Annotated in this window: 17 protein-coding genes and 1 pseudogene; 5 read left to right on the forward strand and 13 right to left on the reverse strand. The window is 71.9% G+C overall.

Annotation, left to right across the window (positions count from 1 at the left end; genetic code table 11):
* Both ACZ7L0_RS38300 and ACZ7L0_RS38305 read right to left on the reverse strand, forming a co-directional pair.
* Positions 1-161: pseudogene (locus ACZ7L0_RS38300) on the reverse strand (methylmalonyl-CoA carboxyltransferase); the annotation flags it as partial.
* Positions 162-315: 154 nt separating this feature from the next.
* On the reverse strand, positions 316-2676 hold the full coding sequence (locus ACZ7L0_RS38305; RefSeq protein WP_471247198.1) for a polysaccharide lyase 8 family protein: 2361 nt from the start codon (positions 2674-2676) through the stop codon (positions 316-318).
* 192 nt (positions 2677-2868) lie between these two features.
* Between ACZ7L0_RS38305 and ACZ7L0_RS38310 the strand changes: the two genes are divergently transcribed.
* On the forward strand, positions 2869-3486 hold the full coding sequence (locus tag ACZ7L0_RS38310; RefSeq protein ID WP_471247199.1) for a YceI family protein: 618 nt from the start codon (positions 2869-2871) through the stop codon (positions 3484-3486).
* A 1298-nt stretch (positions 3487-4784) separates the two neighbouring features.
* Here ACZ7L0_RS38310 and ACZ7L0_RS38315 read toward each other — a convergent pair.
* Together ACZ7L0_RS38315 and ACZ7L0_RS38320 are read right to left on the reverse strand one after the other, a co-directional pair.
* Positions 4785-6149, reverse strand: a complete 1365-nt coding sequence (locus ACZ7L0_RS38315; RefSeq protein WP_471247200.1) for a hypothetical protein — start codon at positions 6147-6149, stop codon at positions 4785-4787.
* Positions 6150-6199: 50 nt separating this feature from the next.
* Positions 6200-9220, reverse strand: coding sequence for a glycoside hydrolase family 3 protein (locus tag ACZ7L0_RS38320; protein WP_471247201.1), 3021 nt, complete (start codon positions 9218-9220; stop codon positions 6200-6202).
* 134 nt (positions 9221-9354) lie between these two features.
* On the opposite strand from ACZ7L0_RS38320, the gene ACZ7L0_RS38325 reads away from it, so the two are divergent.
* On the forward strand, positions 9355-9969 hold the full coding sequence (locus ACZ7L0_RS38325; RefSeq protein ID WP_471247202.1) for a GOLPH3/VPS74 family protein: 615 nt from the start codon (positions 9355-9357) through the stop codon (positions 9967-9969).
* Positions 9970-9994: 25 nt separating this feature from the next.
* Here the strand turns inward: ACZ7L0_RS38325 and ACZ7L0_RS38330 are convergent, their stop codons facing one another.
* The 6 genes from ACZ7L0_RS38330 to ACZ7L0_RS38355 all read right to left on the reverse strand — a co-directional run bounded on the left by ACZ7L0_RS38330 (position 9995) and on the right by ACZ7L0_RS38355 (position 16365).
* Positions 9995-10420, reverse strand: coding sequence for a VOC family protein (locus ACZ7L0_RS38330; RefSeq protein ID WP_471247203.1), 426 nt, complete (start codon positions 10418-10420; stop codon positions 9995-9997).
* A gap of 13 nt (positions 10421-10433) precedes the next feature.
* Positions 10434-12038 (reverse strand): citramalate synthase, encoded by a 1605-nt coding sequence (gene cimA / locus ACZ7L0_RS38335; protein WP_471247204.1) that lies wholly within the window; start codon positions 12036-12038, stop codon positions 10434-10436.
* Between the two features lie 283 nt (positions 12039-12321).
* Positions 12322-13623 (reverse strand): MFS transporter, encoded by a 1302-nt coding sequence (locus ACZ7L0_RS38340; RefSeq protein ID WP_471247205.1) that lies wholly within the window; start codon positions 13621-13623, stop codon positions 12322-12324.
* Between the two features lie 84 nt (positions 13624-13707).
* The gene (locus ACZ7L0_RS38345) at positions 13708-13896 is read right to left on the reverse strand and encodes a hypothetical protein (RefSeq protein ID WP_471247206.1); all 189 of its coding nucleotides are present in this window, start codon (positions 13894-13896) and stop codon (positions 13708-13710) included.
* Between the two features lie 60 nt (positions 13897-13956).
* Entirely contained in the window at positions 13957-15066 is a 1110-nt protein-coding gene (locus ACZ7L0_RS38350) for a branched-chain amino acid aminotransferase (RefSeq protein WP_471247207.1), read from the reverse strand.
* Positions 15067-15321: 255 nt separating this feature from the next.
* Complete coding sequence (locus ACZ7L0_RS38355) at positions 15322-16365, reverse strand: 3-isopropylmalate dehydrogenase (protein ID WP_471247208.1); 1044 nt, start codon at positions 16363-16365, stop codon at positions 15322-15324.
* Between the two features lie 156 nt (positions 16366-16521).
* Here ACZ7L0_RS38355 and ACZ7L0_RS38360 point away from each other — a divergent pair, with 156 nt between their 5' ends.
* On the forward strand, positions 16522-18084 hold the full coding sequence (locus ACZ7L0_RS38360; protein WP_471247209.1) for a purple acid phosphatase family protein: 1563 nt from the start codon (positions 16522-16524) through the stop codon (positions 18082-18084).
* A 56-nt stretch (positions 18085-18140) separates the two neighbouring features.
* Here the strand turns inward: ACZ7L0_RS38360 and ACZ7L0_RS38365 are convergent, their stop codons facing one another.
* Both ACZ7L0_RS38365 and ACZ7L0_RS38370 read right to left on the reverse strand, forming a co-directional pair.
* Positions 18141-18272 carry a hypothetical protein gene (locus tag ACZ7L0_RS38365; RefSeq protein ID WP_294004210.1) on the reverse strand — a complete coding sequence of 44 codons (132 nt, stop codon included), beginning with the start codon at positions 18270-18272 and terminating at the stop codon, positions 18141-18143.
* A gap of 222 nt (positions 18273-18494) precedes the next feature.
* The gene (locus tag ACZ7L0_RS38370) at positions 18495-19400 is read right to left on the reverse strand and encodes a LysR family transcriptional regulator (RefSeq protein WP_471247210.1); all 906 of its coding nucleotides are present in this window, start codon (positions 19398-19400) and stop codon (positions 18495-18497) included.
* Between the two features lie 104 nt (positions 19401-19504).
* On the opposite strand from ACZ7L0_RS38370, the gene ACZ7L0_RS38375 reads away from it, so the two are divergent.
* Complete coding sequence (locus tag ACZ7L0_RS38375; protein WP_471247211.1) at positions 19505-20515, forward strand: NADP-dependent oxidoreductase; 1011 nt, start codon at positions 19505-19507, stop codon at positions 20513-20515.
* Positions 20516-20615: 100 nt separating this feature from the next.
* Positions 20616-22538 carry a glycoside hydrolase family 97 protein gene (locus ACZ7L0_RS38380; protein WP_471247212.1) on the forward strand — a complete coding sequence of 641 codons (1923 nt, stop codon included), beginning with the start codon at positions 20616-20618 and terminating at the stop codon, positions 22536-22538.
* Between the two features lies 1 nt (position 22539).
* On the opposite strand, the gene ACZ7L0_RS38385 is transcribed toward ACZ7L0_RS38380, so the two are convergent.
* Positions 22540-23394 (reverse strand): alpha/beta fold hydrolase, encoded by an 855-nt coding sequence (locus ACZ7L0_RS38385; protein WP_471247213.1) that lies wholly within the window; start codon positions 23392-23394, stop codon positions 22540-22542.
* Positions 23395-23422 lie beyond the last annotated feature (28 nt).

Genomic DNA, 23422 nt, shown 5'->3' on the forward strand with positions numbered 1-23422 from the left:
AGCTTGCCCTTCGCGTGCTGCGCCTCGGTCGCCCGCTCGCTCGGACCCGCCACGGCCTGCGCACGGATCTCGTGCAGCTCGGCGACCCGCCCGCGCGCGTCCGTCGGCTCGGCGCTCGGCACGTCCGCAGGATCACCCGTCGTCTCTTCCAAAACGGTCATGTAGCGACCTTACGAAGGACACCAAGGAAAGCGAGCCGTCGACTCCGTACAGTCTCCGGCCCGTTTTCCTGGTACCACTGAACAGAACCACCACGGGATGCAGCCGTTCCGACTGCTCAGAGGGCGTGGGGGTTGTAGGTTCGCCACAAAGCGGTCACCGGAGAGTCACCTCACATTCGTGGGTGGCACATGCCATCCCAGGAGTGACACGAACCCTCAAACGGCGGCCCGCCGACAGGATGTCCACGGAGTCGTCAGCGCGCAGCACCGAGCGCACCGGATGCTCCCAGACGATCTCCAGCGGCTCGCCGGTGCGTGGCGGCTCGCTGACGCAGAGCCTAGCCGTCCGGCCCCGCCGCCGGTGCCGGACCAGCACGCTCGCGCCCGCGGAGGCGGTGAGCGGCCCGGCCGTGGCGGCCTGCCAGAAGACTCCGGCGGTCAGTCCGAGGGAGGGCACCGAGACCGCCTGCCGACGGGCGTCGTTGGCGAGGACCGACAGCCAGCGGCGGTCGGCGGCACGGGCGGCGACCGTACGGCGGGACGCTCCCGGCATCAGGACGTAGACGTACGTGGCGTCCGCGGGGTCGGTGCCGTGGTCCAGCCAGAGCGTCTGCCAGCGCCGGGTGCGCCGCTCGGCCGTACTGGTGGTGTTGATGTCGGACCAGGCGCCGGTGCGGTCCTCGCGGAGGGTGCGCAGATCGCCGTCGCCGTACGGCAGGACCCAGCCGCCGTGGCCTTCGAGGTACGCCCAGCGGCGACCCCGTACGAAGACCTGGTTTCCGCCCTCCCCCAGGTTCCGGTTGTCGACCACCGTCTCGACCGGCACGCCGTCGGCGCAGCTGATCCCGGCGCCGAGGCATACCACCGCGTCGGCAACGCAGAACCAGGACTTGCGGGCCCGCAGCGTGGAGTCGAGGCCCTTCACATGCTGGCCGATCGCCGCGTACTCGCCGTCCGTCGTGCCACCCACCCAGCGCACGTCCGGCTTGGGGGCGCCCCACTCACCGCCGGCCCGGTCGGCGAGCGGCTTGGTGGAGACGGTGGTGCCGGGCAGCCGGTACCAGTTCACCGTGGGCCAGAACCAGTCCGTGTACTGATCGGACCGGCCGCTCCGGCCGGACGGCCACCAGTAGAGCATCCCGGCGCCCGTGTGCCAGCCGCGCGGGTTCTCGCCGTTGCCGCACTCGTACGATGCGATGCGGTCGCTGGACATCGAGAGGGCGGCGACGAAGCCGGGCCGACGGTGCACCGCGCGGTCCATGGCCGCGAAGAGCCGGTGGCCGGTGGGTTCGGGCGCGGCGGCCACCGGCGAACCGGCGACGGCGTGCAGCCGGGCGAGATCGGCGACACCGAACTGAGGGGCCGTCAGGAGAGGTGCCACCGTGTCCCGTTCGATCCATCCCTTGATCCGGCCGTACCACCGCTCCCGCTCCGCCGCGCTCGCACCGGCCGCCAGCAGGGCCAGGGCAGCGATGAGCTGCTGCCCGTGGAAGTGGTCGCCGCGCATAACGTGCTGATCGTCGCTGAGCAGATAACCGCGGCTGATGGCACGCCCGTTGACGCCGTCCATCACCAACCCGTCGTGGATGAGGGGCGCGTAGGCGCGCTCGACGCTGTCGAGGACGTTCTGCCGGCCGGGATCGGTGACCTCCCACTCCGACTCCGCGAGCAGCGCGAACAGCCGCCCGAGTCCGTCGAGCAGGACCTGCCCGTACGTCCCCGAGTAGGCGACCCAGGTGTGCTGGACGAACGAGCCGTCGGCGTACAGCCCGTCCCCCTGGGTGACGTACGGGAACACCGGCGAGAGCGCGTCCCGGGCGAGCGCGATCCGGTCGGCGGCCCGGCCCAGGATGCCGCGCAGGGCGACGCCGCGGCACAGGTCGACGCGGTTGGCGCCGGTGGACGTGCCGGAGTAGTCGGTGAGCATCGCGTCCGGGATGAAGTGGTCGACGGCGGCGCAGGCCGCTGCGATCCGGTCGGCGCCGAGGCGGTCGTACAGGGCCGCCGTGATGTCCATGAGGAGGCGGGGGCTGCCGATCTGCCATTCCCACCAGTTGCCGTAGCGGGTGGTGGCCGGGTTGTAGACGGCGGCGGAGAGATGGTCGAGCCCGCGCAGCACGTCCGCGAGGAGGCCGCCGTCGCCGGTCGAGCCGGTGCCGTCCTGCACATACGCCTGGGTCATCGTCCACAGGCGGCTGTAGCTCTGGGTGATGCCGGAGGGCGGGTCGAAGGGGTATCCGGGCCAGAGGGAGGTGGGGGCCGGGGTCATGGTGGCCCGTAAGGCACGGGCGAGTTCCCCGGTCCGGGCGAGGCGGGAGGCATAGGGCTCCGCGGCGGGGTCGTACCCGGCGCCGAGGGCGAGGCCGAGCCAGCGGTGGCGGAGGGTGTCGTAGGGGTCGGGGCCGGCCTGGGCCGCTGGGGGGGGTGCCGCGGTGGCGGTGAGGAAGGTGGTGAAGGTGGCGGAGGCTGCGGCGAGGAGGGTGCGACGGGCGGGACCTTCGGATGTGGATGCCATACCCCTGCCGTCTACTCCTTCCTCGGCGGCGCCGGAAGCAGGCGGCGGGGCGACACTCGGTAGTGGACACAACACGCCGGCCGATGATGTTGAAACTTGAACGGAATAGGTCTACGGTCGTTCTCGTTGACCTCGTTGAAGATTCAACATCACCGGCGAATCACCGGCGATCCGTCCCCCAAGGAGCACGTCATGGGCATCTTCGGCCGCAAGAACACCGCTGACACCGACACCACCCCCGCCGCGGCGCCGACCGCCGTAAACCCCGAGCTGGCCGCACTGACCGGCGACTACACGATCGACCCGTCCCACACCACGATCGGCTTCGTGGCCCGCCACGCCATGGTCACCAACGTCAAGGGCAAGTTCCTCGACTTCACCGGCACCCTGCACCTGGACGGCGCCGACCCGGCCGGGTCCACCGCCTCGATCGACGTCAAGATGGACAGCATCGACACGGGCAACCCGGACCGCGACGGCCACCTGAAGTCGTCGGACTTCTTCAAGACCGACGAGTTCCCGACCATGACCTTCCGCTCCACCAAGGCGGAGGCCCTCGGCGGCGACGACTACCGCATCACCGGCGACCTCTCCATCCTGGGCGTGACCAAGCCGCTCACCATCGACCTCGAGTTCAACGGCGCCGCGAAGGACCCCTTCGGCAACGAGCGCGTCGGCTTCGAGGGCAAGGCCGAGATCCTGCGCTCCGAGTGGGGCCTGACCTGGAACGCGGCCCTGGAGACCGGCGGCGTCCTCGTCTCCGACAAGATCAAGCTGAACTTTGACATCTCGGCGATCAAGAACGCGTGAGCCCACGGCGTCCGCCGGCCTGGCCGCTCCGAGCTCAAGGGGCGTACAGGAAAGGGGCGTACAGGACGGGACCGGTCCTACATGGGGTGGGTTTCGTCGGCGGGGTTTGCATGTGGCCGTGGGGGCCGCCCGCTTCTTGGTCATTGTCGTGCTTCCACGGCCCGAGTAAAGGGCGCTACGCGTCAGCTTCGCCGATGGCCCTGCGGGCCACCCTTGACTCGGGCCGCTCCAGCACGCGGGAGAAGCGAGCGAGCGGCCCGGAAAGGCGGGGTCCCGGGTCTTGATTCCCCTTGCGTGGGCTGCGTCCCGGGCCCGGGGTGTGGGGGCGCGGTCGCGCCTCGCCTGCACGCCGGGTCGGCTAAGCGGCGATCGGTGAGTGGGGGGTGCGGGGGCGCGCTGGGCGGGTGGCGGCACGCCGGGTGGGCTTAGCGGGGACCGGTGGGTGGGTGGTGCGCGTCCGGCCGGTGGCGGCACGCCGGGTCGGCTCAGCGGGGACCGGGGGGTGGGTGGTACGCGTCCGGCCGGTGGCGGCACGCCGGGTCGGCTCAGCGGCTTGCGGTCGGTGGCTTGTTGGCTCCCGGGCTCGGGCATATCGGGCGGGGTGGGGGTTGGGCGGTGCGGAGCGGCTGCGGCGGAGGCAAGTGGAGGACTTGGGCCGCGTCTGGCTTCGGCCACCTGCGTCTTTGCCTCCCGGGCGTGGCCCAAGTCCTCCAATTGCTCGCCACGCGGGACTGATGGGGCTGATGGGGCTTGTGGGACGAGGGGGCGGGCGGGTGTGGAGTCGTCCCACTCACCGGAAGCCGCCACGCCCACCGGCCGTGCCGCCACCCGCCGGACGCGCACCACCCACCCACCCACCGGCCGCAAGTCGCTGAGCCGCCCCGCCGTGCCACCACCCGCCCCTCGCGCCCCCACCCACCGGCCGCAAGTCGCTAAGCCAGCCCGGCGTGCCGCCACCCGCCTGACGCGCACGCCCACTCCCCCCACCGATCGCCGCTAAGCCCACCCGGCGTGCAGGCGAGGCGCGACCGCGCCCCCAACCCCGGACGCGACCGCAGCCCACTCAAGGGAAAACCCCGCCCGGGCCCCCGCCTTTCCGGGCCGCTCGCTCGCTTCTCACCCGTGCTGGAGCGGCCCGAGTCAAGGGTGGCCCGCAGGGCCATCGGCGCAGCCGACGCGAAGCGCCCTTTACTCGGGTCGCGGAAGCACGACAATGACCAAGAAGCGGGCGGCCCCCACGCCCACATGCAAACCCCGCCCGCACGATCTTGCCGGGGCTCCGTTCACCACCGCCGGCCTCAGAAGCTGCCGAAGTCGCCGCCGCCTCCGCCCCCGCCGAAGTCCCCTCCCCCGCTGTCGCCGAACCCGCCGCCGAAGTCGCCGGTGTCGAAGTCCGCTCCGGACATGTCCCCGCCCTCGTAGCCGCCGCCGAAGTCCCCGTAGCCGGCGCCGTAGTCCGCCGCGTAGGCGGGGCCGGACATCATGCTGCCCAGCAGGGTGCCGACCAGGAGGCCGGGGAGGATGCCGCCGCCGAAGTAGCCGCCTGCCCAGGGGCCGTAGGCGGGGCCCGCGTCCCAGTAGGGGCGGCGGCCGTAGTCGGTGTCGACCTCGCGGATGACGGGGTCGCGGCCGTCGGCCAGACGGGTGGCGTCGGCGGCGCAGACGGGGACCTCGCGGGAGGCGCCGCCGGGGGGTGTCCAGGTGGCGTCGGTGGTGGAGGGGCCGTGGCGCGGGTCGAAGAAGCAGGGTGGGCGGCGTTCGGGCAGGGGGCGGCGCTCGCGGCGGGCGGCGAGCTGGGTGAGGGAGAAGCGGCCGTCCTCCAGGGCCTCGGTGACGGGGCGGACGTCCTCGGGTCTGCGGGCGTCGGCCATGTACTGCTTGGCCTTCTCGTAGGCGTCCAGGGCCCGCTCGTAGTCGGCGCGCATGGCGTCGTCGGCGCCGGCCTCGGCCGGGTGGAAGTCGAGGCGGTCGAGTTCCTCGCCGAAGGCGGTGATGTCCTCGTCCACGACGACCCGCAGGCGGTCCAGCGCGGCCCGCTGTTCCTCGGCGTGGCGGCGGCGGTTGCGGCGGACGACGCCGTACGCGCCGGCGCCGCAGAGCACCAGGACGGCGGCGGTGGTGACGAGGGCGGTGGTGGAGACGCCGGTGCTGCCGGTGGAGGAGCCCCAGGTCGAGGGGGCCTTGCCGCCCATGTTGGCCAGGGCGCGGTCGGTGAAGTCGGTGAGCTGGGTGTCGGCGTTCTCGCCCTGGACGCTGGTGACCAGGTTGCGTACGGCCGTGCGGGACAGGACCGAGGAGTCGGCGCGGGCGTCGAAGCGGTCGCCGAGGCGGACGGCGTACAGGCCGGTGATGCCGGTGGCGGTGCGCAGGTCGGTGAAGAGGTCGCGGGTGGGGTAGTCGGCCGGGAGGACGGCGATGAAGAGGGGTTTTCCGGCGTTCTTGATCTGTTTGGCCAGGGTGCCGGCGTCGGACGTGGACAGTTGGGCGGAGGCCGCCGGGTCGACGTAGACGGGGCTCTTGCGGAGGGCCTCGGCGATCGTGGAGACGCCGGTGGCCGCCGTCGCCCGGGGCGCGAACACGGTCAGGACGGCCAGCGCCAGGGCCAGCAGCAGCACGGGGAGGCTTCGGGTCCGTACGACACCCTTCGGAGTTCGACCCTTCATGGTTCGAAACTACCCGAAGCCTCCCAAATATGGTCACTCTCGTGTGATTGTCATGCCGCTCGGTATGCCTCCCGCAGCTTGCGGAGCGCCTCCCCGTACCGGCCGGTCAGCAGCAGGTGGTCCGCATCGGCGAAGGGTTTCGCCACCGCCGGGGTGATCGCCTGTCCGATCCTGGCCTGGACGATCAGGCGCGCCCTGGTGACCAGCTCGCGGCCGGTCTCGTCCGAGCCCGTCCGCTCGGCCGCCGTGGCGGCGGCGGCCAGGGCCCGGAGGGTCGTGTCGCCGCCGTGCGGGATCGTGGTCCGGGTGGTCAGGCCCCAGCCGTAGGGGTACTGCGGGTCGTACGCGGTGTCGCCCACGTTGATCGGCAGTTGCGCCTCGGACCTGGGCCAGGTCACCGGGAGCTGTCCGGTGAAGGGGCGCCTGCCGTAGAGCACGTCCGCCACGCCGTCGCCCTCCGTGCCGGGCAGCCAGGACGCGACCAGGGCGTCGATCTCTCCGAGCCGGTCGCCGATGAGCTGGGGGCGCCCGGAGACGGTCAGCACCGCGCACTTCATGGCCGCGCAGACCTTGTCCACGGCGGCCCGGTCGGCGGCGGTCAGCTTGAGGTCGTGGCCGTTGCCCACGTCGCCGACGCCCTCGGCGTACGGGGTCTCGCCGACGACGACCACGCCGACGTCGTAGCCGGTCAGGGGTGCCGAGGCGTCCTTGGAGTAGGTGATGCCGCCGCCGGCCTCGCGCATCCCGTCGAGGATCGTGGTGCCCGGGGTGATGTCGCCGGAGGAGCCCTGCCAGGTGACCGTCCAGCCGCCGGTCTGGTTGCCGATGTCGTCGGCGTTGGATCCGGCGACGTACACCTTCTGGTTCTTCCTCAGCGGCAGGAGGCCGCCGGAGTTCTTCAGCAGCACCTGCGACTCGGCGGCTGCCTGCCGGGCGACGGCCCGGTGAGCCGGGGAGCCGATCCGCGCGGCGCCGGTGGTGTCGGCGTACGGGTGCTCGAAGAGGCCCAGCCGGAACTTCTGGGTGAGGATGCGGGAGACGGCGTCGTCGATGCGCCGCTCGGTGATCCGGCCCGCCTTCACCTCGTCGGTCAGGGTGGTGGTGAAGTCCTTGTAGACGTACGGGACCATGATCATGTCGAGGCCCGCGTTGACGGATGTGCGGACGTCGCTCGCGTAGTCCCCGGGCAGCTGGTCGATCGCCGCCCAGTCGCTGATGACGAAGCCGTCGAAGCCCATACGGCCCTTGAGGACGCCGTTGATCATGTCCGCGCGGGCGTGCATCTTGACCGGGCCCCGGCCGTCGCCGAGGAGGTCGAGGGAGGAGTACGACGGCATGACCGAGCCGATGCCCCGGTCGACGGCGGTCCGGTACGGGGCCAGGTGGACGGCTTCGAGCTGCTGCCTGGTGACCTTGGTGACGCCCTGGTCGATCGGGTAGGTGCCGGTCGTCGAGGAGCCGTACTCGGTGCCGCCGTCGCCGACGAAGTGCTTGGCGGTGGCCAGGACCTTGTCGTCGCGGCTCAGGTCCTCGCCGTTCGCGCGTCCTTGGAGGCCCTGGATGATGCTCTCCATGGATCGGACGAGGGCCGGGTCCTCGCCGAAGGACTCGTAGGAGCGGCCCCAGCGGTCGTCACGGGTGACACAGAGGCAGGGGGCGAAGTCCCAGGAGATGCCGGTGGCCCGGACCTCGGCGGCCGTCACCGCGCCGGTCCGCTGGGCGAGCCGGGGGTCGCGGGTGGCCCCGATGCCGACGTTGTGCGGCATGATCGTGGCGCCGACCAGGTTGTTGTGGCCGTGGACCGCGTCGACGCCGTAGATCAGGGGGATCTGGAAGCGGGTCGCCCGGGCGCGGAGCTGGAAGGCGTCGATCATCTTCGCCCAGGCTTCGGGGGTGTTGGGCGTCGGTGTGGAGCCGCCGCCGGAGAGGAGCGAGCCGAGGGCGTACGTCGCGATGTCGCCCTGGTCCGTCATGGCCCCGCGCTCGGCCTGGGTCATCTGGCCGGCCTTCTCCGCCAGGGACATGCGGGACAGAAGGTCCGCGACGCGCTTGCGCACCGGCAGCCCGCTGTCGAGGTACGGCAGTCCGTGGGCGTCGACGACGATCTGCGGGGTCTCGGCGGGGGCCTTGGCCCCGGTCACCGTGAGCTTCAGGGGGATCGTCTCGGCGGGCTCGGCCGTCCGGTCCCGGAGAGTCGGGACCTTGACGGTCCGCGCGGTGCCGGAGGCCGTGCCGGCCGGGAAGGTGAGGGTGCCGGAGAACGGGGTGTAGTCCTTGCCGGGGGTGGCGGTCCCGGTCGCCGCCGTCTCGTACGCGACCGTCACGGGCTGGTCGAGGGGGGCGGCGCCGGTGGTGGCCACGGAGATCCTGGCGGTGGCCGTGCCGCCCTCCGCGACCGGGTACACGGCGGAGTCGGTGATGACGGAGGCGCGCAGGGACTGGTCGGCCTTGCCGTAGAGCTCCACGTCGTCCATGGCGAAGGTGCCCTGGGCGCCCGCGGGGAGCGTGACGGCGTATCCCCACATCTGTGTGAGGCCGAGGACGTGGTCGATGCCGCCGACCGGCTGGTAGTCCGTCCGGTAGGCGAAGTCGGCGAAGGGGATCTCGATCTGCTTCCAGCCGGTGAAGTCGTCGGTGAAGGAGGTCGTCCAGAGTTCGGAGGCCTCGCCGTTCGCGCCGCCGTCCTTGATCTCGAAGGCGATCTTCTCGCCGTTGTCGCGGCCGTCCCACCAGAAGCGGACGCCCCGGTGGGCGGACCAGTCGTGGGCGGGCTCGGTCGCGGCGTAGTCGTGGGTGAAGCCGCCGTAGCCGCTGATGTCGTAGGTGCCGGTGAGGACCTTCTCGCCCTCGGGGGCGTCGGGGCGGGCGGTGAGCCGGAGGGCGGGCGGGTCGTCGGCGTCGCCGCCCCAGGTGAAGATGCCCTCGGCGGGCTGGCCGGTGAAGGGGACCTCGCCCTCGAAGCGGTCGACGGGGGTGGGGGCGGGGGCCGGGTCGTCGGCCGCGCGGGCCGACGCCAGGGGGATCAGGGCGGTGAGCAGGGCGGCGGAGGCGAGCAGGGCGGTTCTTCGCATGGGCGGCCTTCCCTCGGCACTCGGATACGCTCAGGATTCGCTCATGACTTAGATCACGTCGTGAGTTAACTGGCGGTCCCTCGTGTCGTCAAGACCGTGCTGCGGATCGCCCTGCGGCAACGCATGGTGGTGGTATGACCACACCGCAGGACCTGCTGATCGCCGCCCTCGACGTCGCCGCCGACCGCCCCGTCCCGCAGGGCGAGCTCTCGCTGGCCCTCGCGGGAGCCGAGCTGGTCGACCTCATCGGCGCCGGGGCCCTCACCCTGGACGGCGACCTGATCGTGCCCGGCGCGCAGTGGGCCATGGAGGACCGGCTGCTGGACGGTGCGATGTCCTCCCTCGTCCGGCAGACCCCGTACGAGTCGGTCGAGGACTGGCTGTGGCGCCGGGGGCGTGGCCTGGCCTCCGCCTATGTCGCGGCCCTGGAGGCGGAGGAGCAGCCCTCCGGGGAGCGTCACCGCTGGCTGCCCCTGAGGGGCGGCCGGGCGGCACCGGCCCACTCGCCGGCCCGGCGCCGGGCGGCCGACCGCTGGGCCTCGGGCGAACCGGTCCTCGCCGCCCTCGGGTCCGCGGTGGGCCTTCGTGACGAGCCCGCCGAGCCCGCCGAGGAGATCGCGGAGCACGCCGGCGAGGCGGTCGTGACCGTGCTGGACGTGGTCCACGACGCGGTGACGGAACTGGAGGCCGTGCGGCAGCGGCGTCAGATCGAGGAGGCGGCCTTCGACAACCTCTGGCGCGGCGACTGACGCGGGAGGACGCCGGGGTGCGTGGTCAGAGGACCGGCTGGCCGATGCCCAGCAGGTTGCCCTCGCTGTCCCGGAACCAGGCGCCGCGTTCGCCCCGTGCGCCCTTGCTCGGGTAGTTCCCCTCGACCTCGGCGATCCCGTCCCTGGTGCGGAACCCCGGCGTGTCGACCTCCTCGAACACCACGCCGCGCCGTCTGAGCTCCGCCACGGCCGCCTCGATGTCGTCGACCTCCCACGCCATCTGCGTGAAGGTGCCCGGCGAGGCTCCGGTGGAGCGGAAGACCACGAAGTCCACGCCACCGCAGCGGTACAGCAGTCCGCCGGGCCGTTCGTCGACGGGCTCCAGGCCGAGCCGCTCGGCGTAAAAGCGCCGGGCCCGGTCCAGGTCCCGGGCCGGCAGCCTGGTCGCCGCGCGGGCCCGGGTCAGGAAGTCCCTCTGTTCTGCGGTCATGCCTCCACTGTGGCTACTCCGCCGGGGTCACGCCCGCCCGGAGGAGGCCATACGTGTACGCGTCCTCCAGCGCCTGCCAGGAAGCCGCGATCACGTTCTCCGCGACGCCGACCGTGGACCACTCGCCCTTGCCGTCCGAGGTGGAGATCAGGACGCGGGTGGTGGACTGGGTGCCGTGCTTGCCCTCCAGGATGCGGACCTTGTAGTCGACCAGGTCGAGGGCGGCCAGCTCGGGGTAGATCTTCTCCAGGGCCACGCGCAGCGCCCGGTCCAGGGCGTTGACGGGGCCGTTGCCCTCCGCGGTGGCGACGATGCGCTCGCTCTTGGCCCAGAGCTTGACGGTGGCCTCGTTGGCGTGGGTGCCGTCGGGGCGGTCCTCGACGATGGCCCGCCAGGACTCCACCTCGAAGTACTTCAGGGGCCTGCCCTCGACCTCGGAGCGCAGGAGCAGTTCGAAGCTGGCGTCGGCCGCCTCGTAGGTGTAGCCCTGGAGTTCGCGTTCCTTGACGCGTTCCACCACCCGGCCGACCAGCTCGCGGTCGCCGCCGAGGTCGACGCCGAGCTCCTTGCCCTTGAGCTCGACCGAGGCGCGGCCCGCCATGTCGGAGACCAGCATCCGCATGGTGTTGCCGACCTGCTCGGGGTCGATGTGCTGGTAGAGGTCCGGGTCGACCTTGATGGCGGAGGCGTGCAGGCCCGCCTTGTGGGCGAAGGCGGAGACGCCGACGTAGGGCTGGTGCGTGGAGGGGGTGAGGTTGACGACCTCGGCGATGGCGTGGGAGATGCGGGTCATCTCGCGCAGGCGGCCGTCGGGGAGGACCTTCTTGCCGTACTTCAGTTCCAGGGCCGCGACGACCGGGAAGAGGTTGGCGTTGCCGACGCGCTCGCCGTAGCCGTTCGCCGTGCACTGGACGTGGGTCGCGCCCGCGTCGACCGCGGCGAGGGTGTTGGCGACCGCGCAGCCGGTGTCGTCCTGGGCGTGGATGCCGAGCCGGGCGCCGGTGTCGGCGAGGACCGTGGAGACGACGGCGTGGATCTGGGCGGGGAGCATGCCGCCGTTGGTGTCGCAGAGGATGACCACGTCGGCGCCGGCCTCCGAGGCGGCGCGTACGACCGACTTGGCGTACTCCGGGTTCGCCCGGTAGCCGTCGAAGAAGTGCTCGCAGTCGACGAAGACCTGGCGGCCCTGCTCGCGCAGGAAGGACACGGTGTCGCGGACCATCTCCAGGTTCTCGTCCAGGGTGGTGCGCAGCGCCAGTTCCACGTGCCGGTCGTGCGACTTGGCGACCAGGGTGATCACCGGGGCGCCGGACTCGAGCAGGGCCTTGACCTGGGGGTCGTCCGCGGCCTTGGCGCCCGCGCGGCGGGTGGCGCCGAAGGCGACGAGCTGGGCTTGCTGGAAGTCGATCTCCTGCTGGGCGCGGGCGAAGAACTCGGTGTCCCGCGGGTTGGCGCCGGGCCAGCCGCCCTCGATGAAGCCCACGCCGAAGTCGTCCAGGTGCCGAGCGATGGCCAGCTTGTCAGCGACGGTGAGGTTGATGCCCTCGCGCTGGGCGCCGTCGCGCAGGGTGGTGTCGAAGACGTGGAACGAGTCGTCCGGCCGGCTGGTTTCGGTCATGGTCTCAAGGCTCCTGTTATGAATCTCGGTCTTACCGGAATGACCGGCTCCACCGTCCCCTCATAGTCCCTCGCGCTCCGTCCCCGGCTGAAGGTGGGCCGGAAAACGAAAAAACCCCTCGCGGGTGCGAGAGGTCTGCGCGCGGGTCGAGGACGACGATGGCCACCCGTACCTGGTCGTACGTGGTGGTCACTGCGGACCGGCGCGCCTGCTGCCAATAATCATGGCGAACGAGAGCACGGGGGCAGTCTGGCACAGGCCTGCCCCCGGCTCACCGACCGTCTCAGGATGCGGTCGTCACGGCGGACGCCTCGCGGGCCTTCACCCGGGCCAGGTCCAGGTCCTTGGTCTCCCGCATGGTGACGTACACCACGAGGGAGACCGCGGCGCAGCCCGCCACGTACCAGTAGAAGCCGGACTCGATGCCCGCCTTCTTGAACCACAGGGCGACGTATTCCGCGGTGCCCCCGAACAGGGCGTTGGCGATGGCGTACGGCAGCGCCACGCCCAGCGCGCGCACGCTCGTCGGGAAGAGTTCCGCCTTCACGCAGGCGTTGATCGAGGTGTAGCCGGTGACCACGACGAGCGCGAGGAGGGCGAGGCCGAGGGCGGGCCAGTAACTGTCCGCGTGCTGGAGCAGGGTCATGATCGGCACGGTGAGGAAGGTGCAGCCGACCGCGAAGGTGATCAGCAGCGGGCGGCGGCCGATGCGGTCGGAGAGGGCGCCCGCGAGCGGCTGGAGGCAGGCGAAGACGATCAGCGCGGTGAACGAGACGAGGGTCGCGGTCTCCTTGGACAGGCCCGCGGAGTTCGACAGGTACTTGGTGAGGTAGGTGGTGTACGTGTAGTAGGCGACCGTGCCGCCCATGGTCAGGGCGATGACCAGGAACGCCTCCCGCCGGTGCCGCCACAGCGCGCGCAGGGTGCCGCGCTCCTCGGCGTGGGAGGCGTCCTCCTCGTACACCTCGGTCTCCAGCATGTTGCGCCGGAGGTAGAAGACGACCGCGGCGCCGAGCGCGCCGACGACGAAGGGGATGCGCCAGCCGTAGCTGTGCAGGGCGTCGTCGGACATGGTGCGCTGGAGGATGATCTGCAGGCCGAGGCCGATGATCTGGCCGGCGGTCATGGACACGTACTGGAAGCTGGAGGCGAAGCCGCGCCTGCGCGGGTCGGAGGCTTCGGTGAGGTAGGTGGCGCTGGCCGCGTACTCGCCGCCGACCGAGAGTCCCTGGAGCAGACGGGCGACGAGCAGGACGAGGGCGCCGCCGTATCCGGCCACCGCGTAGGTGGGGGCGACGGCGATGAGGATCGCGGAGGCGGACATCAGGGTGACGGTGAGGGTCAGCGCCGCCTTGCGGCCCTTGCGGTCGCCGACTCTGCCCAGCAGCCAGCCGCCGACGGGGCGCATGAAGAACCCGACGGCGAAGATGCCCGCCGTGTTCATCAGTTGGGCGGTGGGGTTGCCGCTCGGGAAGAACGCTCCGGCGAAGTAGGTGGCGAAACTCGCGTACACGAACCAGTCGAACCACTCGACCATGTTGCCCGCCGAGCCGACCCAGATCTTCTTCCAGTGTTGTCGTCCCATGGGCCGTTACTGCCCGGAGGGCGGGCCGGGGATTCCCGCCGAGGCGGGTCCCGCGCTCAACTCACGTCTCCGGGGCGGCGATTCTCAGGCGGCGACCACCCGTACGGCGTCAGGCAGGAAGTGCGTCTCGCACGGGCCGGTGCAGTCGCTGAACAGGGTCGCCACGACCGCGCCGCACCCTGCGCACCCCTCGTTGGGCCCCTCGCGCCCGCGCGCACCGCGGCAGCCGATCTCCAGCAGGGCGGGGTTGGCGGACAGGTGATGCCGCCCCACGTGGCGGGGCCGCCGGGGACGCGGAGTCCGGGGCGGCCCTGTCACTGGAACGGGTGACTTCTAGCTGAGCTGGTGCATCCAGCCGTGCTCGTCCGCCGTGACGCCGCGCTGGATGTCCAGCAGGGCCTGGCGGAGCTTCAGGGTGACCTCGCCGGGTTCGCCGGAGGACTGCTGCCATTCGGCGCCGGTGGAGCGCTTGACCGTGCCGACCGGGGTGATGACGGCGGCGGTGCCGCAGGCGAAGACCTCGGTGAGGGTGCCGTTCTCGGAGTCGCGCTGCCACTGGTCGACCGAGACGCGGCCCTCCTGGGCCTCGTAGCCGAGGTCGCGGGCGAGGGCGAGGAGGGAGTCGCGGGTGACGCCCTCCAGGATCGAGCCGGTGAGGGTGGGGGTGATGATCACCGGCTTTTCGTTGGACGCGGCGCCGTAGACGAAGTACAGGTTCATGCCGCCGAGTTCCTCGACCCACGTGCGCTCGACCGCGTCGAGGTAGCAGACCTGGGCGCAGCCGTGGGCGGCGGCCTCGGCCTGGGCGAGGAGGGAGGCGGCGTAGTTGCCGCCGGTCTTGGCGTCGCCCATGCCGCCGGGGACGGCACGGACGCGGTCCTCGGAGACCCAGATGGAGACGGGCTTGACGCCGCCCGGGAAGTAGGCGCCGGCCGGGGAGGCGATCACGATGAAGAGGTACTCGTTGGCGGGCTTGACGCCCAGGCCCACCTCGGTCGCGATCATGAAGGGGCGCAGGTAGAGGGACTCCTCGCCGCCGTGCGCGGGCACCCAGTCCTGGTCCTGCTGGACGAGGACGTCGCAGGCCTCGATGAAGGTCTCGACCGGCAGCTCGGGCATGGCCAGGCGGCGGGCGGAGCGCTGGAAGCGCTGGGCGTTCTGGTCGGGGCGGAAGGTGGCGACGGAGCCGTCGGGGCGGCGGTAGGCCTTCAGGCCCTCGAAGATCTCCTGGGCGTAGTGCAGGACGTTGGTGGCCGGGTCGAGTGGGATCGGCGCGTACGGAACGAGCTGGCCGTCGTGCCAGCCCCGGCCCTCGGTCCACTTGATCGTCACCATGTGGTCGGTGAAGTGGCGGCCGAACCCGGGGTTGGCCAGGATCGCCTCGCGCTCCGCGGCGGGCAGCGGGCGGGCGGAGGGCTTGAGCTCGATCGTGGGCGTCGTCATGAGTGCTTGTCCTTCACCGGTTGTAGTGACGGGCCGCGCTCACGCCCGTACGGCCTTCCGGCCAGTGCTAGGACGTCCGAGCATTCCCTCATACCGCGGCTCCGCGTTCGATTATCTCGCGAAGGGCGCGGCGGGTAGGAATAGGGGTGATTGCGGCCCTGGGGATGATGGTGGCACCCGGCGGGGACATGGGGGAAGCCGCCGAGTGCGGATGCGACCCGGCGGCTTCGAAAACGTTCGAACAGCTCGGCGGGGTCAGCCGGCTACTCGTACGGCGAGGGCGTCGCCGATCTCCGAGGTGGAGCGGGCGGGCAGCTGGGCGCGCTCGCCGAGGTCGGCGGAGACCGCGTCCTCGATCCGGGTCGCCTCGGCCTCGTAGCCGAGGTGGCGCAGCAGCAGGGCGACGGACAGGACGGTGGCGGTGGGGTCGGCCTTGCCCTGGCCGGCGATGTCCGGGGCCGAGCCGTGGACGGGCTCGAACATGGACGGGAACTCGCCGCTCGGGTTGATGTTGCCGGAGGCGGCGACGCCGATGCCGCCGGAGACGGCCGCGGCGAGGTCGGTGATGATGTCGCCGAAGAGGTTGTCGGTGACGATGACGTCGAAGCGCTCGGGCTGGGTGACCAGGTAGATGGTCGCCGCGTCGACGTGGATGTACTCGGTGGTGACCTCGGGGTACTCCTCGGCCACCTTGTTGAAGATGTTCGTCCACAGGTGCCCGGCGAAGGTCAGCACGTTGTTCTTGTGGACCAGCGTGAGCTTCTTGCGCGGGCGGGCCTGGGCGCGGGCGAAGGCGTCGCGGACGACGCGTTCGACACCGAAGGCCGTGTTGACGGAGACCTCGGTGGCGACCTCGTGCTCGGTGCCCTTCCTGATGGTGCCGCCGTTGCCGGTGTAGGGGCCCTCGGTGCCCTCGCGGACCACGACGAAGTCGATCTGCGGCTCGCCGGCCAGCGGGGTGGCGACACCCGGAAGGAGCTTCGAGGGGCGCAGGTTGACGTGGTGGTCGAAGGCGAAGCGGAGCTTGAGCAGGAAGCCGCGCTCCAGGACGCCGGACGGCACGGACGGGTCGCCGATCGCGCCGAGCAGGATGGCGTCGTGCTGCCGCAGGGCGTCGAGGTCGGCGTCGGTGAGGGTCTCACCGGTGGCGTGGTAGCGCTGGGCGCCGAAGTCGTAGTCCTTGGTCTCCAGCTTCACGTCCTCGGGAAGGACGGCGGAGAGGACCTTGAGGCCTTCGGCCACGACTTCCTGACCGATGCCGTCACCGGGGATCACTGCGAGATCGATGCTGCGAGACATGTCGGCACCCTACCCCTCGTCCCATGGGATGACATGGTCTGTCCGCCATGCGGACATGGGCAGGCGCCCCGGGGCGGGCGGTGGGCGTCATCCTGTTGGCCGCCGTTCACCCGTATGTGGGGCCGGTGTTGGGATTCGCTGGGAACTTCTGTCGACATGGAGACCCCTGACTTCGGCATTCCGCGGCGGCTCGTGGAGCGGATGAGCATGGCCGAGCAGTACGAGTACCTGCGCGCCCGGATGACCCGGCGCCGGACGCTGGTGACGGCGGGCGCGGTGGCGGGCGGGCTGCTGACCGGCTGCGGGGGTACGGCGGCGCCGTCCCGTACCGCGGGCGCCCCGGCCCCGGCGACCTCCCGTGTGCCCGGTTCGGTCGTCACCCCGTTCGGCCGCCATCTGGCGTTCGGGGCCGATCCGAAGACGCGGATGCGGATCTCCTGGCAGGTGCCGTTCGCGGTGAAGCGGCCGTATGTGCGGGTCGGTCTGCGGCCGGACGACCTCGGGCGCCGGGTCGGTGCCGAGGTGCGCCCTCTGCACACGCCCGGGGTGCAGGGGGTGCGGCCCGCGGTCGAGCAGTACTACGTGCACGCGGCCCTGGACGGTCTCAGGCCCGGCACGACGTACTACTACGGCGTCGGCCACGAGGGCTGGGACCCCGCCTCTCCGGCCCACCGCTCGACGATCGCCTCCTTCCGCACCGCGCCCGCGACGCCGGAGAGCTTCGTATTCACCGCCTTCGGCGACCAGGGCGTCGGCACCGGTGCGAACGCCAACGACCATCTGCTGCTGCGGCTGAAGCCGGCCTTCCATCTGCACGCGGGCGACATCTGCTACGCGGACGTCAACGGCGCCGGTTCGAAGCAGGACGGCTACGACCCGACGTTCTGGGACCTGTTCCTGAAGCAGAACGAGCCGGTGGCGAAGTCGGTGCCGTGGATGGTGACCACCGGCAACCACGACATGGAGGCCTGGTACTCCCCGGACGGCTACGGCGGTCAGCTGGCCCGCTTCTCCCTCCCGGACAGCGGCTTCGACCCGCACGGGTCGCCGGGCGTGTACGCGTTCACGTACGGCAACGTCGGCTTCGTGGCGCTGGACGCGAACGACGTGTCGTACGAGATCCCCGCCAACCTCGGCCTCACCGGCGGCAGGCAGACGAAGTGGCTGGACAAGAGGCTCGGTGAGCTGCGGGCGGCGAAGGGCGTGGACTTCGTGGTGGTCTTCTTCCACCACTGCGCCTACTCGACCTCCACGCACGCCTCCGACGGCGGTATCCGCAAGGAGTGGCTGCCGCTGTTCGACAAGCACCGGGTGGACCTGGTGATCAACGGGCACAACCACGTGTACGAGCGGACGGACGCCCTCCGCAAGGGCCGCATCGGCCGGACCGTACCGGTCGGCGGGTCCACGGATCCGGCGCGGGACGGGATCGTGTACGTCACCGCGGGCGGCGGTGGCCGCAACCTCTACTCGTTCCCGTCGGGCGTGAAGGACAGCTACGAGGGGCACGTCACCCGGCACGACGCGGTCAAGACCTTCCACTGGGCCGAGGGGAAGGTCCCGCAGGCGGAGACGGTGGAGTGGTCGCGGGTGCGGTACACCGGCTTCTCACTGCTGTCGGTTCAGGCCCGGGCCGGCGCGTCCCCGAGGCTGAAGGTGTCGGCGCTGGCGCAGGACGGCAAGCGGGTGGACCACTTCGAGGTGCGACGCGGCGGGTGAGGCCGCGCCGCACCTCGAACGGGTGCGGCTCCCGGCTGGTGGGGCGGCGGGCCGGCTCAGTGGCCGGTCTCGCCGCCGTTGTCGCGGCGGTCGAGGGCGCGCTGGAGGGCGGCGGCGGCGTTCTTGCGGTCGGAATCGCTCGTGCGGGACACGTGGCGGACTCGGCGGCGGACGGTCGTCTCGGCCATGGTGATCGACTCCTTCGACACACGGGAGTGCGGAAGACGGGGGGTTGCGAGACGCCGGGTGGGGCGGGGAGCGGACCGCAGGGGTTGCCTGCGCGGGGCCCGGCTCACGACCGCCATTCGCTGGATCGAGCGAGACGTTCGGCTCCTACAAAAGTAAGGGAGCGGCACGCTTCTGTCTGCACAATTACTCGGACTTCCTACTATCTGAGACGGTGGACCGGGTCACACCGCCGTGACCTGCGGTTTCGTCGTACGGGGACGCAGTGCGCGCAGCTCCCGGACGAGCGCCCGGACGGCCGCCGTGGTGGCCAGTTCGGGGGTGGTGACATAGCCGACGGAACGGGTCGGACGGCCGGGTCCGAGGCCGGTGATCTCGACCGTGGGCGGGGCGCCGGTGAGCGACAGCGCGGGCATGATCGCCATGCCGAGACCGCTGCCCACCATGGACAGCACCGCCCCGTCGTCCTCGGCGCGCACGGTCGCGGCCGGGATCCAGTCCTGGGCCGCCCACCACGCGCGGGTGTAGGAGCCGCAGTTCTCCATCCAGTCGACCAGCGGCAGCGAGCGCGGCGCCCGATGTCCGGCCGGGTGGACCAGGGAGTACGGCTCCTCCAGGAGCACATCGCCGACCAGGCCGAGCGGCAGCGGGGCCCCGGCGCCGAGGGTGACGATGCCGAGGTCGGCGCGCCCCTCGGCCACCTCGCCGGCCGTACCGGCGCCCAGTTCCCGGACGACGGTCACGGTGGTCTCCAGGCCGGGGTGGCGGGCGGTCAGGCGTTCCAGGGCGGCCGGCAGCAGATGCAGGGCGGCGCTGCGGAACGCGGCGATCCGCAGCGGCCCCGCGACCTCCCCGGCGGCAGCCCCCCGGGCCTCGGCCACCAGGGCGTCCAGCATCCGCAGCACCCGGCGCGCGTGCGCCGCCGCCCGCTCTCCGGCCGCCGTGGGCCGGGCGCCGTACCGGCCGCGCTCGAACAGCACGACGCCCAGTTTGCGTTCGATGCCGCGCACGGCGTGGGAGACGGCGGACTGGGTGGTACCCAGGCGTGCGGCGGCGGCCGAGAAGCCGCCCTCGGCGGCCACGGCCACCAGGGTCCGCAGCTCCTGCGGGGCAAGGTCGACTGAGCTCACTCGGACGCTCCCACCTGCTGCTATGAGGGTGATTCATGGACCGGTCGGTTCCATGAGCGCAACCCTCTGCCCGGCCCCCGCATTCCTGCCTACGGTCGGCCGCCATGACCGACATCGCGCTCACCGTGCAGCAGACCGCCCGCCCGACCGGCTTCCCCACCCCCGGCCACTTCCGCTTCGCCGAGTCCCCGGTCCCCGAACCCGGCCCCGGTACGGCCCTGGTCGAGAACCTCTACTGGTCCGTGGATCCATACCACCGCGAAATGATGGACGGGGACTTCGAGTTGAACGCCCCGCTGGAGGGCCGCGCCCTCGGCCGGATCGTCGCCTCCCGGCACCCGTCCCTGCCCGAGGGCGAGATCGTGTTCCACCGGCACGGCTGGCGCACCCACGCGCTGGTCCGCCCCGAGGAGGTCAGACACCTCCCCCATGACAGCGGGGTGCCGCTGTCGGCGTACCTGAGCGTGCTCGGCGGCACGGGGCTGACGGCGTACGTCGGCCTGACCCGGATCGCCCGGCTCCGCGAGGGCGAGGACCTGTTCGTCTCGGGCGCGGCGGGCGGCGTCGGGACGGCCACGGCACGCTTCGCGCGGCTGCTGGGCGCGGGCCGGATCGTCGGCAGCGCGGGCTCCGCGCGGAAGGTGAAGTACCTGACGGAGGTGGTCGGTTACGACGCGGCCTTCGACTATCACACCGGCCCGGTCTCCGAACTCCTCGCCGGGGCCGCCCCCGACGGGATCGACGTCTTCGTCGACAACGTCGGCGGCGAACACCTCGGCGCCGCGATCGGGGCGCTGCGGGAGCGTGGGCGGGTGGTGCGGATCGGCACGATCGGCCAGTACAACACCCCGGACGCGCCGCCCGTGGTGTTCAACCACGCCGATGTCGTGGAGAAGAGCCTGCGCGTCGAGGGGTTCCTGGTGAGCGGCTACCGGGACGTGCAGGAGGAGTTGTACGAGTTCGCCGTGCCACATCTGCTCAGCGGGGCGCTGGTGGCGGACGAGACGGTGGTGGACGGGTTCGAGCGGATCGTGGAGGCCTTCCTGCTGATGCTGCGGGGTGGCAACACGGGGAAGATCCTGGTGCGGGCGACGGCGACAACTGACCTGCCCTGACCTTTCCTCGGATCTTTACCGCTGCCAAGGTTCTTGACAGGCCCATCCACCCCCTCCACCCTCCCATACATCGGATGAATCAGAGACTGGAGGGTTCCGTATGCCGGTCCAACGTCGGGCCCGCACCATCGTGTTGACGCTCTGTTCCGCTCTGCTCGCCACCGCCGCCACCGCGCTCCCCGCCCGCGCCACGGCCCCCACGGCGCCCACGACCTGGGAGGTGTCCGCCCCCGGCCCCGCACACGACTCCCCCACCGCCACGGTCGCCCTCGATCCCGCCGACGGCCACCCCACGCTCACCGTCAGACGCGCCGGCGCCACCGTCCTCGACCCGTCACCCCTCGGCCTGGTCACCCAACAGGCCGACTTCTCCGCGCACTTGACCCTCGTGGGCCGCAGCGCCCGCACCGTCACCGAGCGCTACACGGCCACGGCGGGCAAGTCCCACCACCGAGCCACCCGGATGACGGAGGCCCGCTTCCGCTTCCGCACCGCCGACGGCGCCCGCATCGACCTGATCACCCGGGTCGCCCGGGACGGCGTCGCCTACCGCTACGCGCTGCCGCACAACCACGGCGACGTGCTCCGCGAGGCCTCCGGTTTCACGCTCCCCACCGGAGCCGGCGCCGTCCTCGGCGCCTACCGCGCGGACAACGAACTCCCCTTCAAGCGCTACGAGTCGGCCACCGCCGCCCCCGCGGGTACGTACATGACGCAGGCCCTGTTCGACACCCCCGGCGGCTACGCCCTGATCGCCGAGTCGGACCTCGACGGCTCCTACGCGGGCGCCCACCTCACCCATCAGGCCGCCTCACCGACGTACGGGGTGAGCCTCTGGAACGACGAACCGGTCCGGACGCGGGGCGCGTTGACCACCCCCTGGCGCACGATCATCACCGGCGACCTGGCCACCGTCACCGAGTCCACGCTCGTCGACGACCTCGCCCCGCCCTCCCGGATCCGCGACACGTCCTGGATCCGGCCGGGCCCGGCGCTGTGGACCTGGCTCGCCGGCGGCAAGGCGGCCGGGCAGAGCCTGACGGCACAGGAGAAGTACGTGGACTACGCGGCCGAGCGGCACTGGCCGTACGAAGTCGTCGACGCGGGCTGGTACTTCAAGACCGACGCGTGGGACGTCGTCGACCCGGACTGGCAGACCGACAGCTGGATGCCGGAGCTGGTGCGGTACGCCGCCGCGAAGGGCGTCGGCATCCATGTGTGGCTGCACTACTCCCTGCTGACCGATCCGGCCGAGCGGGAGAATTGGCTGGGCACGCTGGAGCGCTGGGGCGTCAAGGGCGTGAAGATCGACTTCATGGACTCGGAGTCGCAGGAGCGGATGCGCTGGTACGACGACGTCCTTCGGTCCACGGCCCGCCACCACCTCCTGGTGAACTTCCACGGCTCGACGATCCCCAAGGGAATCCAGCGCACCTGGCCGCAGGTCATGACGATGGAGGGCGTCGGCGGCGAGGAGAAGCGCAGCAACACCGCCGAGCACCTCGCCGCGCTCCCGTTCACCCGCAACGCGATCGGCTCGATGGACTTCACGCCCGGAGCCTTCCACCGCCCCTACCGGCCCAACGTCAGCTCGGACGCGGGCGAGCTGGGCCTGACGGTCCTGTACGAGTCCGGCGTCCAGAACCTCTCCGGCACCCCCGAGTCCTACGACGCCCGCCCCGAGGCCCGCCGCTTCCTGCAGCAGTTGCCCGCCCGCTGGGAGGAGACCCGCCTCCTGGCCGGCGACCCGGGCCGCTCGGCCGTGCTGGCCCGGCGGTCGGCGGACGGCCGCTGGTTCATCGGCGGCACGTTCGCGGGCGCGGCGCACACGGCCGACGTGCCCCTGCGGCTGGGGCCGGGACGCTGGCTGCTGGAGACCCTGACGGACGGGCCGTCGGGCCTGGTCCGCACGCCTCAGGTGGTGCGGGGCGGGGACACGGCGGCCGTACCCGTCGTCGCGGACGGCGGTTTCGCCGCGCTCGCCTGCCGGTGGCATCCGGGCCGTACGACCTGCGAGAAGTAGCTCACAGGGCCGCCGCCACCGCCTCCCGGAAGCCCTTGGGATCCTCCTCCCACGGCAGGTGCCCCGCGTCCGGGAGGCTCACCCGGCGGACGCGGGGCAGGGCCCGCTCCAGGGAGTCCACCGCCGAGCGGGGGCGGATGTCGCGGGCGCCGTCGATGATCGTGACCGGGAGGTCGAGGGACTGGCAGGCGGCGTACAGCTCCGGGGTGCCCCAGGTGCGCCTGCGCTCCTCGTTGAGCCCCCTGCCGCACTCGTCGTTGATCCCGAACCAGGGATCGGCCATGCGTCCGGCGGGCTCCAGCGCACGCTCCCGGTCCTCGAACTCGACCGACCAGTGGAGCACCGCCCGCTCCCGGTCCTCGTCCTCCGTCCGGTCCGGGCGGTCGGTCAACTCCTGCCAGCGGGCGAGGCGTTCGGGGTGGTCGCCGAGCCGGGCACGGAAGTTCTCCTGGTAGCCGGGGTGCCAGTCGGCGTCCGGGCCGATGCCGGTGCCGGAGACGTACACCAGCGCGCTGACCCGCTCCGGGTGGGCCAGCGCGTAGCTCAGCGCGAGCTGCGCGCCCCAGGAATGCCCGAGCAGGCGCATGCGGCCCAGCCCGAAGTGCCGTCGGACGGCGTCCAGGTCGGCCACGAAACGCTCGCTCGTCCACGGGCCGGCGCTCCGCTCGGACCGGCCGCACCCGCGCTGGTCCCAGCGGACGACTCCGGTCACGTCCGCCAGCAGTGCGGCCACGTCGGTGAACATGTCCCACAGGCCCGGGCCGCCGTGGCACAGCACCAGCGGCTCACCGCCGCCCGGACCCGAGGCCCACAGGCGTGTCCCGTCATCGGCCGTCACCGTCTCCGCGTCCGTCATGGGGACAGTCTGCCCGCGCGGACACGCG

The sequence above is a fragment of the Streptomyces sp. NPDC039424 genome (assembly GCF_055639495.1).

Bases quoted from the DNA above. Each gene is read 5' to 3' on its own strand.
- ACZ7L0_RS38305 (WP_471247198.1), bottom strand. From the start codon at position 2,676: ATGGCATCCACATCCGAAGGTCCCGCCCGTCGCACCCTCCTCGCCGCA.
- ACZ7L0_RS38310 (WP_471247199.1), top strand. From the start codon at position 2,869: ATGGGCATCTTCGGCCGCAAGAACACCGCTGACACCGACACCACCCCC.
- ACZ7L0_RS38315 (WP_471247200.1), bottom strand. From the start codon at position 6,149: ATGAAGGGTCGAACTCCGAAGGGTGTCGTACGGACCCGAAGCCTCCCC.
- ACZ7L0_RS38320 (WP_471247201.1), bottom strand. From the start codon at position 9,220: ATGCGAAGAACCGCCCTGCTCGCCTCCGCCGCCCTGCTCACCGCCCTG.
- ACZ7L0_RS38325 (WP_471247202.1), top strand. From the start codon at position 9,355: ATGACCACACCGCAGGACCTGCTGATCGCCGCCCTCGACGTCGCCGCC.
- ACZ7L0_RS38330 (WP_471247203.1), bottom strand. From the start codon at position 10,420: ATGACCGCAGAACAGAGGGACTTCCTGACCCGGGCCCGCGCGGCGACC.
- cimA (WP_471247204.1), bottom strand. From the start codon at position 12,038: ATGACCGAAACCAGCCGGCCGGACGACTCGTTCCACGTCTTCGACACC.
- ACZ7L0_RS38340 (WP_471247205.1), bottom strand. From the start codon at position 13,623: ATGGGACGACAACACTGGAAGAAGATCTGGGTCGGCTCGGCGGGCAAC.
- ACZ7L0_RS38350 (WP_471247207.1), bottom strand. From the start codon at position 15,066: ATGACGACGCCCACGATCGAGCTCAAGCCCTCCGCCCGCCCGCTGCCC.
- ACZ7L0_RS38355 (WP_471247208.1), bottom strand. From the start codon at position 16,365: ATGTCTCGCAGCATCGATCTCGCAGTGATCCCCGGTGACGGCATCGGT.
- ACZ7L0_RS38360 (WP_471247209.1), top strand. From the start codon at position 16,522: ATGGAGACCCCTGACTTCGGCATTCCGCGGCGGCTCGTGGAGCGGATG.
- ACZ7L0_RS38365 (WP_294004210.1), bottom strand. From the start codon at position 18,272: ATGGCCGAGACGACCGTCCGCCGCCGAGTCCGCCACGTGTCCCGCACG.
- ACZ7L0_RS38375 (WP_471247211.1), top strand. From the start codon at position 19,505: ATGACCGACATCGCGCTCACCGTGCAGCAGACCGCCCGCCCGACCGGC.
- ACZ7L0_RS38380 (WP_471247212.1), top strand. From the start codon at position 20,616: ATGCCGGTCCAACGTCGGGCCCGCACCATCGTGTTGACGCTCTGTTCC.
- ACZ7L0_RS38385 (WP_471247213.1), bottom strand. From the start codon at position 23,394: ATGACGGACGCGGAGACGGTGACGGCCGATGACGGGACACGCCTGTGG.